General features: G+C 64.9%; 17 protein-coding genes. 12 read left to right on the top strand and 5 right to left on the bottom strand.

Annotation, left to right across the window (positions count from 1 at the left end; all coding sequences use genetic code 11):
• Positions 1-196: 196 nt before the first annotated feature.
• A complete protein-coding gene (locus tag OCX61_RS09860) occupies positions 197-2,953 on the top strand; it encodes an RHS repeat-associated core domain-containing protein (protein ID WP_261943611.1) in 2,757 nt (918 codons plus the stop codon).
• 79 nt (positions 2,954-3,032) lie between these two features.
• Here OCX61_RS09860 and OCX61_RS09855 read toward each other — a convergent pair whose 3' ends face one another.
• Positions 3,033-4,202 (bottom strand): MFS transporter, encoded by a 1,170-nt coding sequence (locus tag OCX61_RS09855; protein WP_261943610.1) that lies wholly within the window; start codon positions 4,200-4,202, stop codon positions 3,033-3,035.
• A 94-nt stretch (positions 4,203-4,296) separates the two neighbouring features.
• Here OCX61_RS09855 and OCX61_RS09850 point away from each other — a divergent pair, with 94 nt between their 5' ends.
• A complete protein-coding gene (locus tag OCX61_RS09850) occupies positions 4,297-5,208 on the top strand; it encodes a LysR family transcriptional regulator (RefSeq protein WP_261943609.1) in 912 nt (303 codons plus the stop codon).
• Between the two features lie 128 nt (positions 5,209-5,336).
• On the opposite strand, the gene OCX61_RS09845 is transcribed toward OCX61_RS09850, so the two are convergent.
• Positions 5,337-5,957 carry a TetR/AcrR family transcriptional regulator gene (locus tag OCX61_RS09845; RefSeq protein WP_261943608.1) on the bottom strand — a complete coding sequence of 207 codons (621 nt, stop codon included), beginning with the start codon at positions 5,955-5,957 and terminating at the stop codon, positions 5,337-5,339.
• A 123-nt stretch (positions 5,958-6,080) separates the two neighbouring features.
• Here OCX61_RS09845 and OCX61_RS09840 point away from each other — a divergent pair, with 123 nt between their 5' ends.
• The 3 genes from OCX61_RS09840 to OCX61_RS09830 all read left to right on the top strand — a co-directional run bounded on the left by OCX61_RS09840 (position 6,081) and on the right by OCX61_RS09830 (position 10,336).
• Positions 6,081-7,760: an amidohydrolase gene (locus OCX61_RS09840; RefSeq protein ID WP_261943607.1), complete on the top strand. Its 1,680-nt coding sequence runs from the start codon at positions 6,081-6,083 to the stop codon at positions 7,758-7,760.
• 27 nt (positions 7,761-7,787) lie between these two features.
• Positions 7,788-8,939 (top strand): MFS transporter, encoded by a 1,152-nt coding sequence (locus tag OCX61_RS09835; RefSeq protein WP_261943606.1) that lies wholly within the window; start codon positions 7,788-7,790, stop codon positions 8,937-8,939.
• A 419-nt stretch (positions 8,940-9,358) separates the two neighbouring features.
• Positions 9,359-10,336, top strand: a complete 978-nt coding sequence (locus OCX61_RS09830; protein WP_261943605.1) for a D-2-hydroxyacid dehydrogenase family protein — start codon at positions 9,359-9,361, stop codon at positions 10,334-10,336.
• Between the two features lie 17 nt (positions 10,337-10,353).
• Here the strand turns inward: OCX61_RS09830 and OCX61_RS09825 are convergent, their stop codons facing one another.
• Positions 10,354-10,803 carry an acetyltransferase gene (locus OCX61_RS09825; RefSeq protein ID WP_261943604.1) on the bottom strand — a complete coding sequence of 150 codons (450 nt, stop codon included), beginning with the start codon at positions 10,801-10,803 and terminating at the stop codon, positions 10,354-10,356.
• A gap of 179 nt (positions 10,804-10,982) precedes the next feature.
• Positions 10,983-11,771, bottom strand: a complete 789-nt coding sequence (locus OCX61_RS09820) for a formate/nitrite transporter family protein (protein ID WP_261943603.1) — start codon at positions 11,769-11,771, stop codon at positions 10,983-10,985.
• 550 nt (positions 11,772-12,321) lie between these two features.
• Here OCX61_RS09820 and OCX61_RS09815 point away from each other — a divergent pair.
• The 4 genes from OCX61_RS09815 to OCX61_RS09800 are packed head-to-tail and all read left to right on the top strand — an operon-like array spanning position 12,322 to position 17,004.
• The gene (locus OCX61_RS09815; RefSeq protein WP_261943602.1) at positions 12,322-12,798 is read left to right on the top strand and encodes a cell division protein; all 477 of its coding nucleotides are present in this window, start codon (positions 12,322-12,324) and stop codon (positions 12,796-12,798) included.
• Positions 12,791-14,233 carry a TIGR01777 family oxidoreductase gene (locus OCX61_RS09810; protein WP_261943601.1) on the top strand — a complete coding sequence of 481 codons (1,443 nt, stop codon included), beginning with the start codon at positions 12,791-12,793 and terminating at the stop codon, positions 14,231-14,233. Before OCX61_RS09815 ends, OCX61_RS09810 begins: the two co-directional genes overlap by 8 nt.
• Positions 14,234-14,242: 9 nt before the next feature.
• Positions 14,243-16,684, top strand: a complete 2,442-nt coding sequence (locus OCX61_RS09805; protein WP_261943600.1) for a PEP-utilizing enzyme — start codon at positions 14,243-14,245, stop codon at positions 16,682-16,684.
• The gene (locus tag OCX61_RS09800) at positions 16,684-17,004 is read left to right on the top strand and encodes a YceK/YidQ family lipoprotein (RefSeq protein ID WP_261943599.1); all 321 of its coding nucleotides are present in this window, start codon (positions 16,684-16,686) and stop codon (positions 17,002-17,004) included. Before OCX61_RS09805 ends, OCX61_RS09800 begins: the two co-directional genes overlap by 1 nt.
• Before the next feature lie 17 nt (positions 17,005-17,021).
• Here the strand turns inward: OCX61_RS09800 and OCX61_RS09795 are convergent, their stop codons facing one another.
• Positions 17,022-17,642 carry a LysE family translocator gene (locus OCX61_RS09795; protein WP_261943598.1) on the bottom strand — a complete coding sequence of 207 codons (621 nt, stop codon included), beginning with the start codon at positions 17,640-17,642 and terminating at the stop codon, positions 17,022-17,024.
• A gap of 90 nt (positions 17,643-17,732) precedes the next feature.
• Here OCX61_RS09795 and OCX61_RS09790 point away from each other — a divergent pair, with 90 nt between their 5' ends.
• From OCX61_RS09790 to OCX61_RS09780, 3 genes are all read left to right on the top strand, one after another.
• On the top strand, positions 17,733-18,719 hold the full coding sequence (locus OCX61_RS09790; protein WP_261943597.1) for a 5'-nucleotidase: 987 nt from the start codon (positions 17,733-17,735) through the stop codon (positions 18,717-18,719).
• A 305-nt stretch (positions 18,720-19,024) separates the two neighbouring features.
• Positions 19,025-20,362: an MFS transporter gene (locus OCX61_RS09785; protein ID WP_085676021.1), complete on the top strand. Its 1,338-nt coding sequence runs from the start codon at positions 19,025-19,027 to the stop codon at positions 20,360-20,362.
• Between the two features lie 100 nt (positions 20,363-20,462).
• A complete protein-coding gene (locus OCX61_RS09780; RefSeq protein WP_085676022.1) occupies positions 20,463-21,176 on the top strand; it encodes a GntR family transcriptional regulator in 714 nt (237 codons plus the stop codon).

The raw sequence follows: 21,176 nt of genomic DNA, 5'->3' as shown, positions 1-21,176 counted from the left end.
ACAAGCTCAGCCCCGGCTCGCGGTCGTCCGACGCCCCCGCCGATGCCGACATTCTCGCTGGCCTGAGAGAGCGGCACGGCTTCATCATCGATCGGAGCAACGGTCTGCCGTGCACATGACCTGATATTTTTGCCAGCTGCTCGGCAGGCGTCCCACGTCTAGACTCGGCAATCAAAAGGGTCAGCAGGGCAAACCGATGTCCACACTGGAGCATGCATCAGTTCATCGCGCCACACCTGAAGTGGCAGCCCGGGCCAGTACTGGTAGCCCAGCGTTGACCCTGCGCTCGCTACGCCTTGCCGACGGCATGGACGTACCCGCACGCTGGCTATGCACCCGCACTGATACCAGCAGGCTGACTCGCACTTCTCGGCTGTTTGGAGCCCGCGCGCTGCGGGCTTCGTCGCAGCACACGCCACTGGCCGATGCCATGCAGATCTCCAGCCTGGGTGGCCAGGCGCTTGTGCAGCAAACCGCCGATGGCGATGCCGTGATCACCTTGAATGACAGCGCGGGTCGCGCACTCTGGTCGCTCAATGCCCAAGGTACCGCTCAATGCACGCAGTATGAGGCGCCACTGAATGGCGGGCGGCACATCGCCACGCTTGAGCGCCCGGCTGGCGGTCCCGGCCGCTTGCGCGAACGCCTGCGCCATGCCGATGCCAGCGCGAGCAACCGCCAGCACAACCTGGCGGGAACCGTGTTCGAACATTTCGACAATGCCGGCGTCGTGCGCACCTGCGCACAATCATTGACCGCCAAGGTGCTGGAAGCGCAACGCCGCCTGTTGCGCCCGGAAGCGGACTTGCCGGATTGGGCTGGCACAAGCGAGGGTGAACTGGAGCCGCCCCTGCTCACGATGGCCAGGCATGATGCTGTAGGTGCGATACTGGCCGACACCAGCTCGGCGGGTATCTGCACGTTGTCGACGTATGACATCAGCGGTGCTCTGAGCAATACCTTGCTAAGTCATGGCGAACGCAAGGCTATCGCACTCAAGGCGGTGCAACGTCGCGCTGACGGTAGAGTGCTATCGAGCACTGCTGGCAATGATGTGGTCGACACCTATGTCTATTCGCCCACGACACATCGCCTGATCAGTCACCAAACCGCACGCCCAGGTAAACACCCACTGGGTGGGCTGGTCATCAGCGACCTGCACTACCAACATGATCCCGTCGGCAACCTGCTCAGCCTCGAAGACCGGGCGGCCAAGCGACAATGGCATCGCAACCTTGAAACCGAGGGCTTGCGTGAGTTCCGCTACGACTCCCTGTACCGCCTGGCTTCAGCGACCGGCCGCGAGCGCAGCACAGTTGCAGGCTTCTGGTCCCCGGCGCTCGATTCTGCAGACCGCCAGGGGGGCATGGCATGGAGCCCTTACACCGAGCACTATACGTACGACGACAGCGATAACCTGACCACCTTCAGTCACAACGGCGGCGCCGGCTCCCGCAGCCGCCATCTGGTGGTCTCGGCACGCAGCAACCGGGCACTGCCGGAAGGCCACAACCTGACTCCGGACACGGGGTTTCTCCCCGGAGGGCTGCAGAAGCAACTGGCCGATGGCAGGGCCTTGAGCTGGCAGGCCGACAATCAGTTGCGCCAGGCAACCTTGCTCACGCGCGCAGAAGCGGATGCCGATGACACAGAACACTACCACTATGCGGACCCCGGCACCCGCACCCGCAAGATTGCCACGGTGAAAACCTCAAAAGGCACGCAGATCACCGTCACAACCTATGCAGCAGGCTGCGAAACCAGGATGAGGTGGCTAGACGACCACTTGCTGAGGCATGTCGTCATCTGCGAAGTCGACGGCACGCGCTGGGTCGAAGACCGTCTCAGCGGCGAACTGCATCTGCGTTACGGGTTTACCGACCATCTGGGCAGCAGCGGCGGTGAAACCGACAGCGAGGGCAAGTTGGTTTGCCGCGAAGAATATGCCCCGTTTGGGGAAACCACCGGGATCGATGAGCCCAAGCTGGAGGCCGACAGCCTAGCCCAGAGAACCTTGCGTCACGCTGGCAAGGAACTCGACGCTACCGGGCTTTACTACTACGGAGCGCGCTACAGCCAGCCGACGCTAGGTCGCTGGCTAAGCGCAGACCCTGCAGGGCTGGTGGACGGTCCCAACCTCTATCGTCTGGTAAGGAACAATCCCCTGCGTTATCGAGACAAGCAAGGTTTTAATCCTGTCGAAAGTGATCCGACTGCTCTGCCCAACCCGCCAGACCAAGCGCCGACGCAAGGCCCGCCAGAGACCGCACCATCCAGCACACTGGATGTGACGGATTTTGTTTTGGGTAGCTTGGGCACCACCCTGTTTTTTCTATCGGGTGTGATCCCGGTAGCCGACTCGCTACTCCACGCTTTCAACCAAGGCGAAAACTGGTCCGACGGCCTTCGCCGTGTGGGTGCCGATTTGCTGCGCCAGCTGCGAACAGTCCCTGGCGCCATGATCATCGTCGCCACACTGTTGAGGCTTTTCGGCCTTCCGACATCGATGATCAGTACACTGAACGGTTCTGCCAATGTGAGCTTCTATGCCAGAAAAATGGTAGCGGGGGCAGCCATCCTTGCCGCAGGTGCGGCGTTATTCAAATTCTGGGAAAACCCCAGGGCACGACAGTCCGCACGCCCACCGATGAGGAGTGCGGCACCGAACGAGACCGGCAACCTACCAGACCAAACCAGCGCTGGGGACGTTGGGGGCGCTGGCAGCGTGCCTATGCACGTCATTAGCGGCAGCTCCGGTCGTGAGCTCCCCACCACGCAGCCACCCGTAACGGAGGCCTCAACCTCGGGAACCAACCATGCCAGAGACCCAGCGTTGCAACCCCCAATCCAAATTTCGACAGCTTACCCGCGCAACCGTCGAAGGCGCTCCGATCCAGGGCCATTCAGGCAGCGTAGTAGGTCAAGTAGCCCCGCAACGATCACAAAGCTGTGATCGAGAACAGCCAGCTCAGCCCCGGCGCCCTGTCGCCCTACCCGAATAGGGCCGTTGGAGGTGTCTGGCACACTACTGCTTATGCCACGGCCCTTGACACGGGTGCAGCCTGACGAGTGCGCCAGGCAAGCGTCAGCACCAATCCCAGCGCTGCCATCGATGCACCCGCAAACGACACCGCTGCATACCCAAGCCCGGCGCTGATCACCGCACCACCCAACGCCGCACCAATCGCATTGCCCAAATTGAACGCCCCGATGTTCACCGCCGAGGCCAGGTTGGGCGCGTCCTTGGCGGCATCCATCACCCGCATCTGCAGCGGTGGCACCAGGGCGAAACTGGCAATGCCCCAGACCAGGATCGCCAGCGCTGTCGGCAGCGACCAGCCAAGCATCGCCGGGAACACCAGCAGCACCGCAATCAGCACCAGCAGCGACACGATCAAGGTCCGGTCGACCGAACGATCCGCCGCCTTGCCACCCCACACATTGCCCAAGGTCAGGCCGACACCGAACAGCACCAGCATGGCAGTGATGAAGGTGGTGGACGCCTGGGCCTGGCTGTGCAGGATCGGCGCTATGTAGGTGAACACGGTGAACATCGCGCTGGAGCCGACCACGGTCAGGGTCAACGCCGCCAGCACCGGCCCACGCCCCAGCACACGAATTTCGGCCATCACCCCGGCGCTTTTCGGCAGCGGCACATTGGGCAGCGCGAACCACAGCGACGCCATCGCCACCAGGCCCAGGCCGGCAATGCCCCAGAACGCCGTGCGCCAGCCAAGCAGTTCACCGAACCAGGTGGCCAGCGGCACACCGCCAATGGTGGCCAAGGTGAGGCCCATGAACATGGCGGCCACCGCCCCTGCCCTTTTCTCTGGCGGTACCACGCTGGCCGCCACCACCGAGCCGACACCGAAGAACGCACCGTGGTTGAGCGAGGTCACCACCCGCGCGATCAGCAGGCTCTGGTAATCGGTGGCCAGGGCCGACAGCAGGTTGCCCAGGGTGAAGATGGCCATCAGGCCGATCAGCAGGTAACGCCGCGGGACCTTGCCGGTGGCCAGGGTCATCAACGGGGCACCGATCAGCACACCCAGCGCGTAGGCACTGACCAGCAGGCCTGCAGCCGGAATCGACACGCCGAGGTCAGCGGCGATACCGGGCAGCATGCCCATGGGCGCGAACTCGGTGACACCGATGCCGAAGGCACCAATGGCGAGTGCTACAAGAGGGGGATTGATACGCATACAAGGCTCCTTATCTATGACAGGAATGCTACGATCCAGCTTTTAAATGCACTAGACCGGTTTTCCGGCAACCACCTTTGCGCTGGAGGCACAGATGGACTACAACGGGCGATCCGGGGAGATGGAGGTGTTCGCCAAGGTGGTGGATGCCGGCAGCCTGTCTGCCGCTGCGCGCGAGCTGGGCCTCACCCCCTCGGCGGTAAGCCGCATCATCGCCCGTGCCGAGCAGCGCCTGGGCACGCGCCTGCTGCTGCGCACCACCCGGGCGATCACCCTTACCACCGAGGGCGAGGCGTACCTGCGCGGGGCGCGGCGCATCCTGGCGGACCTGCTCGAAGTCGAAGAGGCGATCACCGACCAGGGCGTGCCACGCGGGCGGTTGCGGGTCAGCGCGGCGCTGGGGCATGGGCGGCAGACCGTGGTGCCGTTACTGACGGCGTTCAGCGCGCGGTATCCGCAGGTACTGGTCGACCTGACGCTGAGTGACGAAATCGCCGACATCCATGGCGGTCAGGCCGATGTGGCGCTGCGCTTCGGCGTGCTGCCAGACAGCTCGCTGAGCGCGCGCTGCATCGGCCATACCGGCCAGGTGGTGGTGGCTTCGCCCGAATACCTTGCGCGCAGTGGCACGCCGCAGGTGCCGGAGGACCTGGCGCAGCACAACTGCCTGCGCTTCAACTTCCGGCGAGCAGCGCCGGATTGGCCGTTTCGTCGGGCGGGGGAGGATTTTTCACTGAAGGTGACGGGGAATATCGAGTGCAGCAGTGGCGAGGCGCTGGCGCAACTGGCCAGGCTGGGGGCGGGCATTGCCCGAATCGGGACCTTTACCGTAGCCGATGAGCTGAAAAACGGTCAACTGGTGGCGCTGTTGGAGGACTACAACCCCGGCGACCGCGAGCCACTGCATGCGGTGTTCGTCGGCGGGCCGGCGATGCCGGCAAGGGTGCGGGTGTTTGTCGACTTTCTGGTGGCGCATCACCAGGGCTGGCCGCTCAACCAGCCCTGACATTGTTCCCTTGTGGGAGCCGCGCTTGCCGGCGATGGGCCGCAAAGCGGCCCCACGATCTCAAGGTTGTTGCATAAATGCCGGGGCCGCTTCGCGGCCCATCGCCGGCAAGCGCGGCTCCCACAGGCTTAACCTTGCATGCCAGCCAGCAAGAACCCCATGAACCGGCGTACATCCTCGCGGTGCGCCACCAGGTCCAGCGGCTCGCAGTTGCACAGCCGCAGCAGCTGCAGATGCCCATAGTCGTTGATCAGAAACGCCGCATAGCCCACGTCGAGGTCGGCGCGCAGCTTGCCGCTGTCGCACAGGTCCTGGAGCAGGTGCTTTAGCTCCTCGACCAGCGCGTCGTTGACTCGCTTGTAAGCCTCGGGCACATCGCGCTGATGGCTGCCCAGCAACGGCAGCAAGGGCGGCAGAATCTCCCGCCACAGCGCTGCCGGCAGTACCTCGAAGGCGTAGTCGGTCAGGTGCGTTTCGTAGCAGCACAACGCATCCAGCGCCTGGTCGAATTCCGCCAGGCGCCTGCGCGCCTCGGCCACCGCGCGGTGGTCGGCCTCGCGCAGTTTTTCCAGCAGGATCTCCTGCTTGCTGCCGAAATAGGCGAATACCGTGGGCACCGACACCGCCGCCAAACGGGCGATCTGCTCCATGGTGGTGGTGTGGAAGCCCTGGCGCTCGAACAGGCCCAGCGCCGTACGGCTGATCGTCTCCCGGCGCAGTGCCTTCTGCTGCTCGCGCAATCCGCTCACTTGGCAACCCTTTGTCAAAACCGGTGGCCAGCATACAGCAAAGCCAACCCGCAAAAATATTTTATTGACTAAAACTTTTAACCGACACAAAACTAGCGCGGCATTTTGCCCCAGGGAGCCGCCATGACCACCGCCGCCGATCTCATCATCCACAACGCCCGCATCTACACCGTCGACCCGCATTTGCCATGGGCCAGCGCCGTGGCCGTGCAGGGCGAGCGCATCCTCTGCGTTGGCGACCACGCCAGCGTCATGGCCCACGCCGGCCCCGCCACGCGCTTGCTCGACGCTGCCGGCAAGCTGGTGCTGCCAGGCTTCGTCGAATCGCATTGGCACTTCTCCAGCACCGCCTTCGCCTTCCAGGCCCTGGTCAACCATGAAGACCCGCATGAGGTGCTGGCCCTGCTCAAGCGCTACGTGGCGGCCAACCCCGGCGAGAAGGCCATCACCGGCATGGGCTGGATCCAGCCACTGATGCCGGCCGCCCTGCTGCGCCGCGAAGTGCTCGACGAGATCTGCCCGGACAAGCCGGTGTGCCTGCTGTCCACCGACTACCACACCATGTGGGTCAACACCTACGCACTCAAGGCCGCCGGCATCGACCGCGACACCCCGGCCGTGGAAGAAGGCGCCAGCTGGTTCGAAAAAGACCCGATCAGCGGCGAGCCCACTGGCGTGATCATCGACTGCGCGGCCTATTCGTTGCTGATGCAACGGCTGAGCGAAGCCGGCTACTTGCCAACCGGCATCGACCTGTACCTGCGCTCGATCCCGTTCTGGCAAGAGAAACTGGTCGCTGCCGGCATCACCACCGTGTTCGATGCCGGCTTCCTCGACCCGGCCGGCGACCAGACCTTGCTGTACGAAACCCTGCAGCAGCTGGAGCGCGAAGAGCGTCTGAAACTGCGCGTGGTCGGCAGCTACATCAACATGGGCACCGAGGATGATCCGGTGACCATCCTGCAAGGCATGCGCAGCCGCTATGACTCGCCGCTGGTGAAGGCGCAGACCCTGAAACTGATGCTCGACGGCACCGAGCTGAACCACACCGCGTTCCTGCTCGAACCCTACTGCGACAAGCCGCACTGCGGCTCGACGACCATGCCCGAAGCGGTATTCGAACAGCACGTACGCCAGGCCGATGCCGCCGGTATCGATGTGATGGTGCACGCCGTGGGCGATGCGGCCGTGCGCATGGCGCTGGACGTGTTCGAACGGACTTTCGCCAGCAACCCGCCGCGCGACCGCCGCCATGTGATCACCCACGCCTTCCTCACCCACCCTGATGACATCCCGCGCTTTCGCCGCATCGGGGTCATGGCCAACACTCAGCTGCAATGGGGCGTGGTGGATGCCTACGCCGAAGCGATCCAGCAGTCCTATGGCTTCAAGCGCTGGGCCTCGATGTACAAGTTCCGCACCTTCATCGACCAGGGCGTGACCGTGTCGATCGGCATGGACGGCCTGGTCTGCCAGTGCCGTTGCCAGCACAAGCCGGTGGAGCACATCGAGTCGGGCCACACCCGCCAGCTCAGTGGCGAGCCGAATGCGCCGGTGATGCCCGATGCCGACGAGCGCCTGAGCATTCCGCAACTGATCGCCGCCTACACCCTCAATGGCGCCTATCAGCTGGGGCTGGAAAAGGAGATTGGCTCGATCACCACCGGCAAGCGCGCCGACATCATCATCCTCGAGCAGGACCTGTTCGAGCTCGACCGCTATGAGATCGGCAAGACCGATGTGGCGCTGACCCTGATGAACGGCCGCATCACCCACGACGCAGGCACCCTCCCCCACGCCTGAACCTGATGCGCCCACCGGGAAACTCCAATGCACAACAAGAACAACAACCTGCTGCTGCGTGCCGCCCTGATCTACATCGCCGCCACGGCACTGATCATCATTGGCGTGCAGCCGATCTTCATCGGCCTGGTGGCCGAACGGCTGAACCTGGACCTGAGCCAGCAAGGCTGGGTCCTGTCCAGCGAAATGACCGGCACTCTGCTCGGCAGCCTGTTGCTGCCGTGGCTGGGCCGGCGCTTCGGGGGCCGCGGCCTGTACCTGGCGGGCGCCTGCGCCGCGCTGGCGCTCAATCTGCTCAGTGCGATGCTGGGCTCACTGGCAGCCCTGGTGCTGTGCCGGCTGGCGTGCGGCGTTGCCACCGGCGTGCTGTATGCCGGCGCGATCAGCGGTCTGGGGCGCCTGCCAGGGCAGGATCGCTCGTATGGCTTGTCATTGTTGATCCAGACCGCCGTGTTCGCCCTGTACGCCACCTGCATGCCGCAGCTGGCGGAGGTGTTCGGCAATCGAGGCGCCGTGGCCAGCATCGGCTTCTGGTTCGTGCTGATCGCCCTGGTCGCGCTGGCCATTCCGCAGCGGCTGCACCGCGAGGCAGCGGCGCCGGTAACCCAGCGTGGCGTTGGCTGCGCCACCCTCGGGCGCTATGCCCTGCTGGGGATGCTGTGCCTGCAACTGGCGATCTATTGCATCTGGGGCTTTGTCGACCAACTGGCCCGCGAACGCGGCATCAGCCCGCTGGATGTGGGCTGGGCATTCGGCCTGGGGATCCTCGGCGGCTTGCCTGGCGGGGCCTTGCCCAGCGTGCTGGGGGCACGGGTGAGGCGTGGGCCGATGATCGGCTTCGGCTCACTGCTGGTGCTGCTGTCGATCGTGTTGCTGGCGCGCCATGCAGCGGATGCCGGGCAGTTGTGCGTGACGCTGTTCCTGATGAACTTTGGCTGGGTGCTGGCGCTGACCTACTACATGGGCGCCATCGCCACCAACGACCCGCGCGGCACCTTGACGCCCTGGGTGAGCATCCTGCAAGTGGCGGCGGCGGCGCTGGCCCCGGCGTTCGTGGCCTTGCAGCAGCAGAGCGCCGGGCACGAGGCGATCTTTGTCAGTGCCGGGGTGGCGGTGATGCTGGGGGTTGTGCTCAAGTGTATGGCCGGGGTGAGGCTGCGACGGGCCAGGCCAGCCTGACAACAACCTGATGGATGGCACGGGCTAAGCCCGTGTCCGCGGGGCAAGTCGGGGCGCCGAACCGCCGCTCCCACAGGGATCGCGCATGCCTTGAGGTAAGCATTGAACCTGTGGGAGCGGGTTCACCCGCGAAGAGGCCGGCACAAGCAGCACAAGACAGTTGCTCCCACAGGGTCTGCGGACCGCTTGCGAACTCAGTTCTCTACGCGAAAGCGCAGGCCAAAGGGCTGGGTGATCTCCCACAGGTACAGCGCAGTCTTCAGGTTCGGCGTGAATGCCTGGTCGCTCAGGGAGCAACGGGCTTGCTCAAGGCTCGAAAGCTAGCACTATCCTGTGGGAGCCGGATTGCCGGCGATCACGGGCGCAGCCCGTGCCATCCATCTGTAGACTCGCCACAACCAACCTCAGGGCCGACCGACATGCGCATTGCCATTCCCGATGACTACCAGGACGTAATCCGCTCACTCGACTGCTTCAAGCGTCTGGCGGGGCATGACGTCAGTGTGTTTCACGACAAGCAGCCTGCCTCAGTGGACGCGCTGGCCGCACGCTTCGCCGACGCTGACGCCCTGGTCCTCACCCGCGAACGCACGCGCATCGATGCCGCCCTGCTCGACCGGCTGCCGAAGCTCAAGCTGATCAGCCAGACCGGCAAGGTCGCTGGCCATCTGGACCTTGAGGCCTGCACGGCTCGCGGCATCATCGTCACCGAAGGCCGCGGCTCGCCGGTGGCGCCGGCCGAACTGGCCTGGGCGCTGATCCTCAACGCCCGGCGCCAGCTGGTGCCGGCGATCGAGGCGTTCAGGCAAGGTCGATGGCAGGTCAACCTGGGCCAGGCAATCGCCGGCCAGGTGCTGGGGATCTGGGGCTACGGCAAGATCGGCCAGCGCCTGGCACGCTATGCCCAGGCGTTCGACATGCCGGTGCTGGTGTGGGGCAGCGAGGCCAGCCGGGCAGCGGCCGAGGCCGATGGGCACCGGGCGGCGACATCGCGCGCGGCATTCTTTGCCGAAGCCGATATCCTCAGCCTCAACCTGCGGCTGTCAGATACAACGCGCCACGGGGTGACCATCGATGACCTGTCGCGGATGAAAACCGATGCCCTGCTGGTGAACGTCAGCCGCGCCGAACTGATTGCGCCTGGGGCCCTGCTGCAGGCGCTCGACGCCGGCAGGCCGGGCTTCGCCGCAGTGGATGTCTTTGAGCAGGAGCCGATACTCGAGCCGAACCACCCCCTGCTCACCCACCCGCGGGTACTGAGCACACCGCACCTGGGCTACGTGGAGAAGAACGGCTACGAGCTGTACTTCGGCGATGCCTTCGACAATGTGCTGGCATTTTTCCAGGGTGCCCCGAAGAACGTGGCCAATCCACAAGCCTTGAAAGTGCCTCGCTGACCGTCGAACCCGTTTCGTCAGCCCGACACGTTGTCGGGCAAGGCCATATGCAACAAAGGGAACGGCCGCCCCTCACCGTCCAGCGGTGAACGCCCGGTCTGCACAAAGCCATAGTGCAGATAGAACCCTACCGCCTGCGGGTTCTGCTCGTTCACGTCGACACTCAAGGTGTTGCGCGTGCTGCGGCAGAAATCCAGCAGCGCACGGCCAATGCCCCGGCCATGCAGGTCGGGATCGATGAAGAGCATTTCCACGTGGTTATCGCCGAGCCCGATAAAGCCCAGCGGGTTGTCTTCAAGGTCGACAGCCACCCACAGCTCGACGGCATGCAGGTAGACATCGCGCAGCTGTGGCAGCAGCGCGTCGATGTCGGACGCCTGCAGAAAGTGGTGGGTCGCGCGCACGGCGCGCAGCCAGATGTCGACCAGCCGGGGGTGATCGGCAGCGATAGCTTGGCGAATGATCATGGAATCATCCTGAGATTTTCTGATGACGGATTATCGGTGCGCCTTGGCCAGGCGACCGTGCTCATGTCGGCATCATGTATGCCCGCTTCGCGAATCAACGCCTGGGCGGTGCACGGCAGAACGGCCGCAAAGGAGGGAAGCAACAATGCTACCCAGCCTTGCCGGCGAGGTAAAGGCCGTTACTGCGCTGACGCCTGCTCCTGGGCCGCAGCGCCAAACGACACGTAGTACGCCAGGCCGACGAAGATCGCGCCGCCCACCGCATTGCCGAGGAACACCGCGACCAGGTTATGCACCAGCGCCGCCCAACTCAGGTAGCCGGCAAAGATCGCCGCCGGGATCAGGAACATGTTGGCCACCACGTGCTGGAAGCCGATGGCGACGAACGCCATGATCGGGAACCAGATGCCGAGGATCTTGCCGCTCATCTCACGGCTGGCATAGGCCAGCCACACCGCCAGGCACACCAGCCAGTTGCAGCCGATGCCGGAGACGAAAGCATGGACGAAATCGGCGCTGGCCTTGCTGCTGGCGGCGGCCACGGTCTTGTCCAGGTAGGCGCCCTCGGTCAGGCCGAGCAGGTGGCCGAAGAAGTACGCCACAAACAGCGCACCCAGCAGGTTGGCCAGGGTCACCAGCAGCCAGTTGCGTGCCACGGCCGCCAGGCGTATGCGCCCGGCGAACATGGCCAGTGGCAGGCTCATCATGTTGCCGGTGAGCAGTTCACCGCCCGCCAGGATCACCAGGATCAGGCCGATGGGAAATACCGCGGCGCCCAGCAGGTTGCCCAGCGAAGCCCATTGCCCGGGAATCATCGCGCTGACATGGATGGCCAGGATGAAGCCCATCGAAATGAAGCCGCCGGCGAGGAAACCGAGGATGAGCAGCGCACGGATGGGCAGTCGGGCTTTCTTGGTACCGGCCTCGATGACGAGCTCAGTGATCCGGGAGGGGGCATTGACAGACATTTCATTAACTCGAACGCAGGGACGCCGGATCACGCCCAGGAGCATGCCGGAAGTCGGGAATTTACGGATTGCGGGGGTGCGACAGAGGGGTCAGGGGGAAGGCAAAACAGGGGATCTCTGGGGCTGCAACGAAGAGCCGCGCACGTTACTGAGGCAGAATGTCGCAGTCAAATTGATACGGTGGATGGGTTGATAGATAGGGTTGATCAGGGGTGTTCGCCTCACGGTATTCAGCGCCTGTGAGATCGAGCGCCGCCCGCGCGGCGCATCGCGAGCTACGCTCGCTCCTACGTTTGTTTCGGGCCAGTAACGCCTGTGACAGACGCGCGCGATCGCCTTATGGGTACATCGCGATATCGAGTCATGCGCCAAGGCGTCCGCGCGCAAATTCCACAGAAATAATTGGCCCGAAACAAACGTAGGAGCGAGCGTAGCTCGCGATGCGCCGCGCGGGCGGCGCTCGATCTCACAGGCGCTGAAGGTCTTGCGGCAAACCATCAAGCGAATCGAGGTACACTACCCGCCGACATGGAAGCCGCAAGGTCAAGGAATGCTCTTCTCTTCTACAGTGCAGGTGCGCCGCATCTGGGTGCGCTGGCTGCAAGCTGCAGCATTGATGCACTTGCTGATTGGCCTGGGCCTGACCTGGGCCGGCCATAGCCCGCTGCTGGGCAACTACCAACTGAGCATCGAGCAGGCCTTCTGGGGCCAGGCAGCGCCAGCGCCTGCCCGTGAGCAGCAAGTCTGGTGGCTGGCGCTGTTCGGCGCCACCTTGCAAAGCTACTCACTGTACATGCTCGGCCTGATCCACCTGGGCGACCGTCTGCGCAGCCACAGCGCCTGGGCCTGGCTGGCGTGCGGCATCGTGCTGTGGGCACCGCAGGACATGCTGGTGTCGCTGCAGGCCGGGATGTGGTCGCACCTGGTCATCGATGGCCTGGCCTTGCTCGCCCTGCTGCCGCCCTTGCTGTGGCTGTATCGCCACGACCGCCCCACCACCACTTTGAAAGGACTTGAACGTGGCTGAACTGCCGATCCTGAACTGGGCCCTGAACTTGCTGCTGATCCAAGGCCTGCTGGGCGCATTGGACACCCTTTACCACCATGAACTGACCGTGGCCCTGCCCCAGCGCTACAGTGCGCGGCTGGAGCTGGCGATCCATGCGGTGCGCTCGTGCTGCTACGGCATCCTGTTCCTGGGCATCGCCCATGTGGCCTTCCAGGGTGCCTGGGCGGTCATCGTGGCAGTGGTCTTCACCCTGGAAATCGGCCTGACGCTGTGGGACTTCGTGGTCGAGGACCGCAGCCGCAAACTGCCTGCCATCGAGCGCATCATGCACACCGTGCTGGCGATCAACGCTGGCGCCTTCTTCGCCCTGTACGGCCTGCAGCTGCTGCAGTGGTCGAGCCTGCCCAGCGGCCTGGTGGCCATCGACCTCGGCTGGCGCGGCTGGTTGCTGACGTTGTTCGCCCTCGGCGTGACCGCGTCGGGCATTCGCGATGCGCTGGCAACCTTGCGCATGCAACGCCAGGGGCAGCCGGCCAACCCGTTTGCCGGAGGGGCCTACAAGCAGGTACTGGTCACCGGCGGCACGGGTTTCATCGGCGAAACCCTGGTCAACCAGCTGCTCGATGCCGGGCACAGCGTCAGCGTGCTGGCCCGCGACCCACTGCGCGCCGCCTACCTGTTCGACGGCCGCGCCCGCTGCCTGCGCAGCCTCGACAAACTCGGCCATGACGAACGCTTCGATGTGGTCATCAACCTGGCTGGCGCCCCCGTCGCCGGGCCACGCTGGACGCCACGCCGCCAGGCCCAGCTGCTCGCCAGCCGGGTCGGCACTACCGAGGCCTTGCTGCGCTGGATGCGCCAGGCCAGGCACAAGCCGGCGCTGTGGATCCAGGCCTCGGCCATCGGTTATTACGGTGTGCGCGACGCTAGCCAGCCACTGGACGAAGGCGCCAGCAAAGGCGATGGCTTCATGGCCGAATTGTGCGATCGCTGGGAAGCCTCGGCCAGCCCGGCCAGCACCCTGGGCGCCCGCCAGGTTGTGCTGCGCCTGGGCGTGGTGTTCGGCCCGGGTGGTGCGCTGACGCCCCTGCTGATGCCGTTTCGCCTGGGCCTGGGCGGGCGCATGGGCGATGGCCGGCAGGTCATGAGCTGGGTGCACCGTGACGATGTGCTGGCAGTGATGGCGCGCGCCATGGCCGACAGCAGCATGCAGGGTACCTACAACCTGGTGGCGCCCGAGCCGGTCAGCCAGGCCACTTTCGCCCAGGCTGTCGGCCGGTTGCTCAAACGCCCGGTGTGGCTGCATATCCCGGCAGCACCAGTGCGTGCCCTGGCCGGTGAAATGGCCGAGCTGTTCTTCGACGGCCAGCGCGTGCTGCCGAGCCGCCTGGAGCAAGCCGGCTACCGCTTCCAGTACCCGACCCTGGACAGTGCGCTGCGTGACCTGGCCTGAGGAGCATCGATGAACAAGCCCCTGCTTTACCTGCTGGCCGGCAACGGCAGCGCCGCCGACTGGTGGGACGATGCCCTGCCGCACTTCCGGCACTACCGGGTGCAGGCCCTGGAGCTGCCGGGTTTCGGCGACAACCCCTCGCCGCCCTGCACCAGCCTGGACGCGTACGCGCAAGCACTGCTCAGCCTGACCGAACGCGGTCACGCGATCATGGCCGTTGGCGTCAGCGCGCTGATCGTGCTGCATGCGCTGCAGCGTCGCCCGGGGCACTTCAGCCGCAGCGTGCTGCTGGCCCCGGTCGGCGCTTTCCTCTGGCAGCGGCGCCTGCCGGCACTGATGTCGCCGCTGCCGCTGCGCAAGGCCATCCACGGGCTGCTCAGCCATAAACCGCACTGGTTCGCCGGCAAGTTTTCCAGCCAGCGCTGGACGCCGGCGCAGTACCAGCGCATGGGCGCCGGCTACGCCCGTTGCCGGGCCTTCGTGCCGTCCTGGGAACAGCTGCGTGCCGACACCGCGCTGCCGCTGCTGGAATGGATCACCGACCCGGTCGAGCTGGTATGGGGCGACCACGACCGCATGCTGGGCATTGCGCAGGCGGCCGCCTGGTCGGCGATCCTCGCCCGCGCCGACCTGCGCATCAGCCTGCAACCCGGCTGGGGCCACTACCCCTGGATCGACGCACCCGCAGCATTCGCCGCCTGGCTGGAATCGGGCAGCCAAGGCTTTGTCGCCCACACCAAAGGCGGCCGCCTGCGGCTGGCGGCGCTTGCCGGCCAGGCCGTGCCAGAAGCCCTGAGCCTCGACGATGGCAACGACCCGCGCCTCGCCTCATTACTCGCCTCGGCCCCGCACGCCCTGTGGGCAGTGCGCTCGTCCAGCTACGGCGAGGACCAGGCCGATGCCGCCAACGCCGGCCTGAGCACCACCTACCTGCGCGTGCCCGGCAATGCCATCGCCGCCCGCGTCAGCCAGTTGCGTGAAGCCGGCGTCGAGGAAGTGGTGGTACAGCGCTTCATCGCGCCGAAGGTGTCCGGTATCGCCTTCGTGCGCCACCTGTCGGTGGAACTGGAGTGGCTCGAAGGCCACCTGGAAGCCCTGGCCGACGGCCAGGCCACACCCCTGCGCGCGACGCTGTCGCGCCTGGGCCCCGCCTGGCAAAGCGGCCAGTTCTCCGACCTGCACGGCCTGACAGCCACTGCGCTGTGGGACTTCCTGCAAGCCGTGCTGAAGGTGTTCCACTACGTGCCCGGCGACATCGAATGGGCCTGGGACGGCCAGCAACTGTGGCTGCTGCAGTACCGCCCGATCAGCGAGCACGGCTGGCGCCGCCACCTGACCTCGGCGAACATCGCCGAGATCCTGCCGCCCCAGCCCAGCCGCTTCGTCGAATATGCCCAGCGCCGCGCCGCTGCCAGCATCCCGGCGATCATGGCGCGCTGGGACAGCCGCGTGCTGCAGGACAACGAGCCCTTCACCGCCGTGTTCGGTGGCGCCTCCTATATCAACAACGACCTGTTCCTCGCCCGCCTGGCCGACTGGGGCATCTCTGCCGCCAGCTACGCTGGCGAGGTTGGCGGCGCTACCCCGGCACTGCCCTGGCGGCCGGCACGCCTGCTGCGCTCGCTGCCGCGCCTGTGGCGTATGCAACGCGCAGCGCGCAGCCACCTGCAAGCCCTGGCCCCCGGCCTGCAACGCTTCGACGAGGAACTGGCGCAGCTGCAGGCGGCCGCTGCCGACGGCCAGCAACTGGCGGACTGGTTCAGCCGCTTCTACGTCTTCGTGGTGCAAGGCAACCTGTGCATCGCCACGGCCCTGGCCAGCAGCGGTGGGGCCTGGCTGGGCCGGCCACCGACCGCTTACGACGACCTGCAGCACAGCCCCCACCGCCTGCCCTGGGAGACCGACCCCGGCACCCCGCGCCCGGCGCCGACCGAACTGCCCCTGCAGCCGATGCCGGCCTGGCCGCATGCCGTGACACTTGCGCACCGCGTTGGCCTGCCCGGCTTGCGTGGTTACTACCTGCAAGTGCGCGAGTGGTACCGCGACAACCTGATGCGGATATTTTTCCGCGTGCACCACGCCATGCCTGAAGCGGAGCGTGCGTATTGGTTCGCCCCACATCCAGACGTGCGCAGCCGCGATGGCAGCTTCTGGCAGGACGGCAGCCAGGGCAGCGAACAGGCCAGCGGTTTCATGATCTATCCCGGCCAGGTGCAAGGCATCCTGGGCCAGGACATCCTCCTCGAAGACAGCCTCGACCCTGGCCGCCATGCTCAGTATCAAGCTGCGCGGGCAGTGATTGCGCGCATGGGTGGGCGGTTGTCCCACGGTTCGACCTTGCTGCGCGAACTGCGCAAGCCCTCGGCGGTGCTGCCGCAAGTGAGCAGTGAATGGCTGGGGCGCGAGGTGCAGTACCGGGATGGTGAACTGCGCCTGGTTGAAGCGCGTTGATGAACGACACGGAAGGTATGACGGAGCTTATGAAAAGGATTGCCAAATGCCTGGTGCTCACCCTGCCGCTGTTGTTGAGTGGCTGCTGGAGTACGCTCATTCACCTCGATGGCGAGCGCTGCGTGTATCCGGGCACACGCTTGGGCTGGAACTTTGCTACTCAGAATGGCGCTGACGGCTGGGTTGGCCTGATCGACGTGCCCTTCTCTTTTGCGCTGGACACGGTGCTGCTGCCTTATGACCTGACCGCGTTTCTTCCGCAAGACATGGGTGGTGAAAACCGGGAATGCAATCTGGATGGTTCGATCAACGTCATGTAGGTCTCTGCGCTGGGCGCCTATCGCTTGCCCAACGCCAGCCGAGCCGCGAACAGCACGAATACCAGGCCGGTCGCACGGTCCATCCACTGGATGACCTTGCCCCGCCGCAACAGCCCCGCCAACGGCCGAGTCGCACCAATCAGCGCCAGCGCCCACAGCAGGCCGAGCACCACGTGGATGCTGACCAGGCCGAAGGTCCAGGCCACCAGGGGCTGGCCTTGCGGGATGAACTGGGGCAGGAACGACACGTAGAAGATCCCGACCTTGGGGTTGAGCAAGTTACCCAGCATGCCCTTGAGGAACCAGTTGGCAGTGCGCTGGCCGTCCTCCCCGGCGGGTGCCAACGATCGCCGTGGGCGCAGGAGCATGTTGACGCCAAGCCAGGCCAGGTAGGCAGCCCCGCAGTACTTGAGGATGTTGTAGGCAAGCTCTGAAACCGCGATCAATGCACCCAGGCCGAACGCAACGGCTGCGCCCCACAGCAGGCAGCCGGCGTTGATGCCCAGGGCAGCGCGCATGCCCTGCTTGCGCCCCTCTACCGTGGCCGTCCTGAGAATCAGGGCAGTGTCCAGGCCTGGGGTCAGGGTCAGCAGCGTGGCTGCCAGGGTAAAGGCGATCAGGTTGTCGACGATGGGCATGCGGGATCTGGCCTTGGAGGAACGCTGGCGCAGATTAGCATGGCGTTGGCCTATCATGGTGGCTGGTACCCGCCTTTCTCTGGACAGCCCATGCCCTACCCCATCGAACAGAAACTCGTCGTCGGCGTCGCCTCCAGCGCCCTGTTCGACCTGACCGTCTCCGACAGCATCTACCAGTCCGAGGGCGTCGAAGCGTATCGCCTGCACCAGGAAGAAAACCTCGACGTGCCTTTCCCCAAGGGCGTGGCCTTCCCGTTCATCCGCCGCTTCCTGAGCATCAACAAGGCCTTTCCCGAGCAACTGCCGGTGGAAGTGGTGCTGCTCTCGCGCAACTCGCCGGAAACCGGTCTGCGGGTGTTCCGTTCGATCAACCATTACAACCTGGACATCACCCGCGCGGCGTTCATGTCCGGTCGTTCGCCGTACGAATACATCCCCGCGTTCAACGCCTCGCTGTTCCTCAGCGCCCATGAAGGCGACGTGCAGCGAGCGATCGATGCCGACTACCCGGCGGGCCTGGTGCTGCCGAGCAAGATCTACGATGACGAGATCGACACCGAGCTGCGGGTGGCCTTCGACTTCGATGGCGTGATTGCCGATGACGAGGCGGAAAGCGTTTACAAGCAGCGCCTGAACCTGGATGAGTTCCAGGCCCATGAACGTGAGCGCAAGGCGATTCCGCATCAACCAGGCCCCTTGGCGGACCTCTACAAGAAGCTGTCGCTGATCCGCCAGCTCGAAGACCGCAAGCTGGCGCAGGACCCCGCGTACAAGCGCATCCTGCGCATCGCCATCGTCACCGCGCGCAATGCGCCGGCCCATGAGCGAGTGGTGACCACCTTGAAGAACTGGGGGGTTTCGCCGGACGAGTCATTCTTCCTCGGAGGGATGGAAAAAGAGCGAGTGCTGCAGATTCTCAAGCCGCATATGTTCTTTGATGACCAGCGCAGTCACCTGTATTCGGCGGCGGGGGATCTGCCCATGGTGCATGTGCCATTCGGGGTGGCGAATAACGGCCCCCAGAAGCGCCACCCTTCCCCTGCCACAGGGGTTGACCCCCTCAAAATGGATCCATAAATCAGCAATCATTCTCTGTTCGATAATCGAACTGAATTATCGCCAGGAAAACGAATGTAACTCATTGATTTAAAAGCATTTTTTATAATAAAAATGAAATCGAGTCTCTAGAACGGCAAAGTCGCTTGGCCGACCTATTGATGTAGGGATCCACAAAAAGCTTTGATTTGCACCTGACGTGCTGGCACTCGAGCCAGTACCGATCACAAGAACAAAGGTGCTTCCATGTACGAACCGTCCCAAGCCGCCCCAGGGTGGCTGCCTTCGCCTTTCTGCCCTGCTGCCCCTGCCACCGAGGTGCAGCCATGAATCAGTGCCTGAGAGAGGTGATCAACGAACACCCCATGCGCCCCTTCCAGTACCTGGCCATCGGTGTGTGCATCGTGCTCAACATGATCGATGGCTTCGATGTCCTGGTGATGGCATTTACCGCTTCGTCGGTCGCCAGCGAATGGAACCTCAATGGCGCGCAGGTCGGCTTGTTGCTGAGCGCCGGGTTGTTTGGCATGGCAGCAGGCTCGCTGTTCATCGCGCCCTGGGCCGACCGCTTCGGCCGGCGACCGCTGATCCTGTGCTGCCTGGCCCTTTCCGGCATCGGCATGCTGCTGTCCGCACACACCCAGACGCCCTTGCAGCTGGCGCTGTTGCGCGGGCTGACCGGGCTGGGGATCGGCGGCATTCTGGCCAGCAGCAACGTCATCGCCGGCGAATACGCCAACAAGCGCTGGCGCGGCCTGGCGGTTAGCCTGCAGTCAACCGGCTATGCCCTGGGCGCAACCTTCGGCGGGCTATTGTCGGTGTGGCTGCTGACCCACTTCGGCTGGCGCTCGGTGTTCACCGTCGGCGGCTGGGCTACCCTGGCGACGCTGCCGGTCGTCATGCTGTGCCTGCCCGAGTCGCTGGACTTTCTGCTGGCCAAACGCCCGGCCAAGGGCGTGGCAAAGCTCGACCGCCTGGCCATCCAGCTCGGCCAGCCTGCCCCAGGCGCCTTTCCGCCTGCCGCAGCGGCCTCACCGGCAGCCCAGCGCAGCGCCCTGCTGCAGTTGCTCAGCGCCGAGGCACGGGGCACCACCCTGCTGCTATGGGGCTTGTTCTTCCTGGTGATGTCCGGCTTCTACTTCGTCATGAGCTGGACACCGAAATTGCTGGCGTCCGCCGGGCTGTCCGCCCAACAGGGCGTCAGCGGCGGGGTGCTGCTCAGTGTCGGCGGCATCGTCGGCGCGGCCCTGATCGGCCTGCTGGCATCGCGCTGGCGATTGGCAACGGTACTCTCGCTGTTCATGCTGGTCACCGCCGGGCTGCTGGTGCTGTTTGCCTGCACGGCCACTTCGGTGACATTCGCCCTGGCCCTGGGTTTGCTGATCGGCCTGGCCGCCAATGGCTGCGTTGCAGGGCTGTATGCACTGTCACCGATGCTCTACGGCCCGTCGGTGCGCGCCACTGGCGTGGGCTGGGGGATTGGCATCGGCCGCATCGGTGCGATCCTCTCACCCAGTATTGCCGGGCTGCTGCTTGACGATGGCTGGCAACCCTTGCACCTGTATGGCGTGTTCGCCGTGGTGTTCGTGATCGCCGCAGCGGCGTTGCTGCTGTTCAACCCTCGGCCCGAGGCGCGACAACCCAGCGCACTGTCCAACGCCTGAACCTGGCGGCCCTGGGGCGGCATGCAACCCGCGCTGCCCTACCTGCACAGCCTTGATTCGTTGCGCTAACATGGCGGCCTCTTTTCCGAGGTCGCCTGCAATGAGCAAACACGGCCAGACCATCCTGGTCGCCCTGCGCAAGATGATCGCTTCCGGCGAACTGGCTGGTGGCGAGCGCTTGATGGAGGTCCCTACTGCCGAGCGCTTCGGCGTCTCACGGATGCCGGTGCGCATGGCGTTTCGCACTCTCGAGCAGGAAGGCCTGCTGGTGCGCCACGGTGGCAAGGGTTTTCAAGTCAGGGCCTTGAGCGTCGAGGACATCACCGGGGCCGTGGAAGTGCGCGGTGTGCTGGAGGGCCTGGCGGCGCGGCAGTGCGCCGAGCGCGGCCTGGCACCTGAGGCCCTGGCCACGCTGCAGCAATGCCTGGATCAGGGTGACGCGCTGTTCGACAAGGGCTACATCACCGAGCAAGACCTCGAGCGCTTCCACGACCTGAACCTGCGCTTTCACCAGGTGATCGTCGAAAGCAGCGGCAACCCTGCCATTGCCGAGGCCCTGGCACGCAATGACCATCGCCCTTTCGCTTCCGTGTCGGCGCTGGCCTTCGACCGCCACGACATGGCGCGCGAGTATCGCCGCTTCAACTTCGCCCACATGCAGCACCACTCGCTGGTGGATGCACTGCGCAGCCGCCAGGGCGCGCGCGCCGAAGGCATCATGCGTGAACACGCCAACGCCACGCTGCGCTACGCCGAAGTGTTTGGTGCAGCCAGCGCAGCGGGCGGGGTACAGGTGATTTCCAGAAGCGACTAG

This window comes from Pseudomonas sp. LRP2-20 (assembly GCF_024349685.1).
Taxonomy (GTDB): domain Bacteria; phylum Pseudomonadota; class Gammaproteobacteria; order Pseudomonadales; family Pseudomonadaceae; genus Aquipseudomonas.
This window is presented reverse-complemented; position numbering and strand designations above follow the sequence as displayed.

Coding starts and splice junctions, on each gene's coding strand:
- OCX61_RS09785 (WP_085676021.1), top strand. CDS start 19,025: ATGAATCAGTGCCTGAGAGAGGTGATCAACGAACACCCCATGCGCCCC.
- OCX61_RS09850 (WP_261943609.1), top strand. CDS start 4,297: ATGGACTACAACGGGCGATCCGGGGAGATGGAGGTGTTCGCCAAGGTG.
- OCX61_RS09835 (WP_261943606.1), top strand. CDS start 7,788: ATGCACAACAAGAACAACAACCTGCTGCTGCGTGCCGCCCTGATCTAC.
- OCX61_RS09855 (WP_261943610.1), bottom strand. CDS start 4,202: ATGCGTATCAATCCCCCTCTTGTAGCACTCGCCATTGGTGCCTTCGGC.
- OCX61_RS09825 (WP_261943604.1), bottom strand. CDS start 10,803: ATGATCATTCGCCAAGCTATCGCTGCCGATCACCCCCGGCTGGTCGAC.
- OCX61_RS09840 (WP_261943607.1), top strand. CDS start 6,081: ATGACCACCGCCGCCGATCTCATCATCCACAACGCCCGCATCTACACC.
- OCX61_RS09805 (WP_261943600.1), top strand. CDS start 14,243: ATGAACAAGCCCCTGCTTTACCTGCTGGCCGGCAACGGCAGCGCCGCC.
- OCX61_RS09790 (WP_261943597.1), top strand. CDS start 17,733: ATGCCCTACCCCATCGAACAGAAACTCGTCGTCGGCGTCGCCTCCAGC.
- OCX61_RS09830 (WP_261943605.1), top strand. CDS start 9,359: ATGCGCATTGCCATTCCCGATGACTACCAGGACGTAATCCGCTCACTC.
- OCX61_RS09795 (WP_261943598.1), bottom strand. CDS start 17,642: ATGCCCATCGTCGACAACCTGATCGCCTTTACCCTGGCAGCCACGCTG.
- OCX61_RS09800 (WP_261943599.1), top strand. CDS start 16,684: ATGAACGACACGGAAGGTATGACGGAGCTTATGAAAAGGATTGCCAAA.
- OCX61_RS09780 (WP_085676022.1), top strand. CDS start 20,463: ATGAGCAAACACGGCCAGACCATCCTGGTCGCCCTGCGCAAGATGATC.
- OCX61_RS09815 (WP_261943602.1), top strand. CDS start 12,322: ATGCTCTTCTCTTCTACAGTGCAGGTGCGCCGCATCTGGGTGCGCTGG.
- OCX61_RS09860 (WP_261943611.1), top strand. CDS start 197: ATGTCCACACTGGAGCATGCATCAGTTCATCGCGCCACACCTGAAGTG.
- OCX61_RS09820 (WP_261943603.1), bottom strand. CDS start 11,771: ATGTCTGTCAATGCCCCCTCCCGGATCACTGAGCTCGTCATCGAGGCC.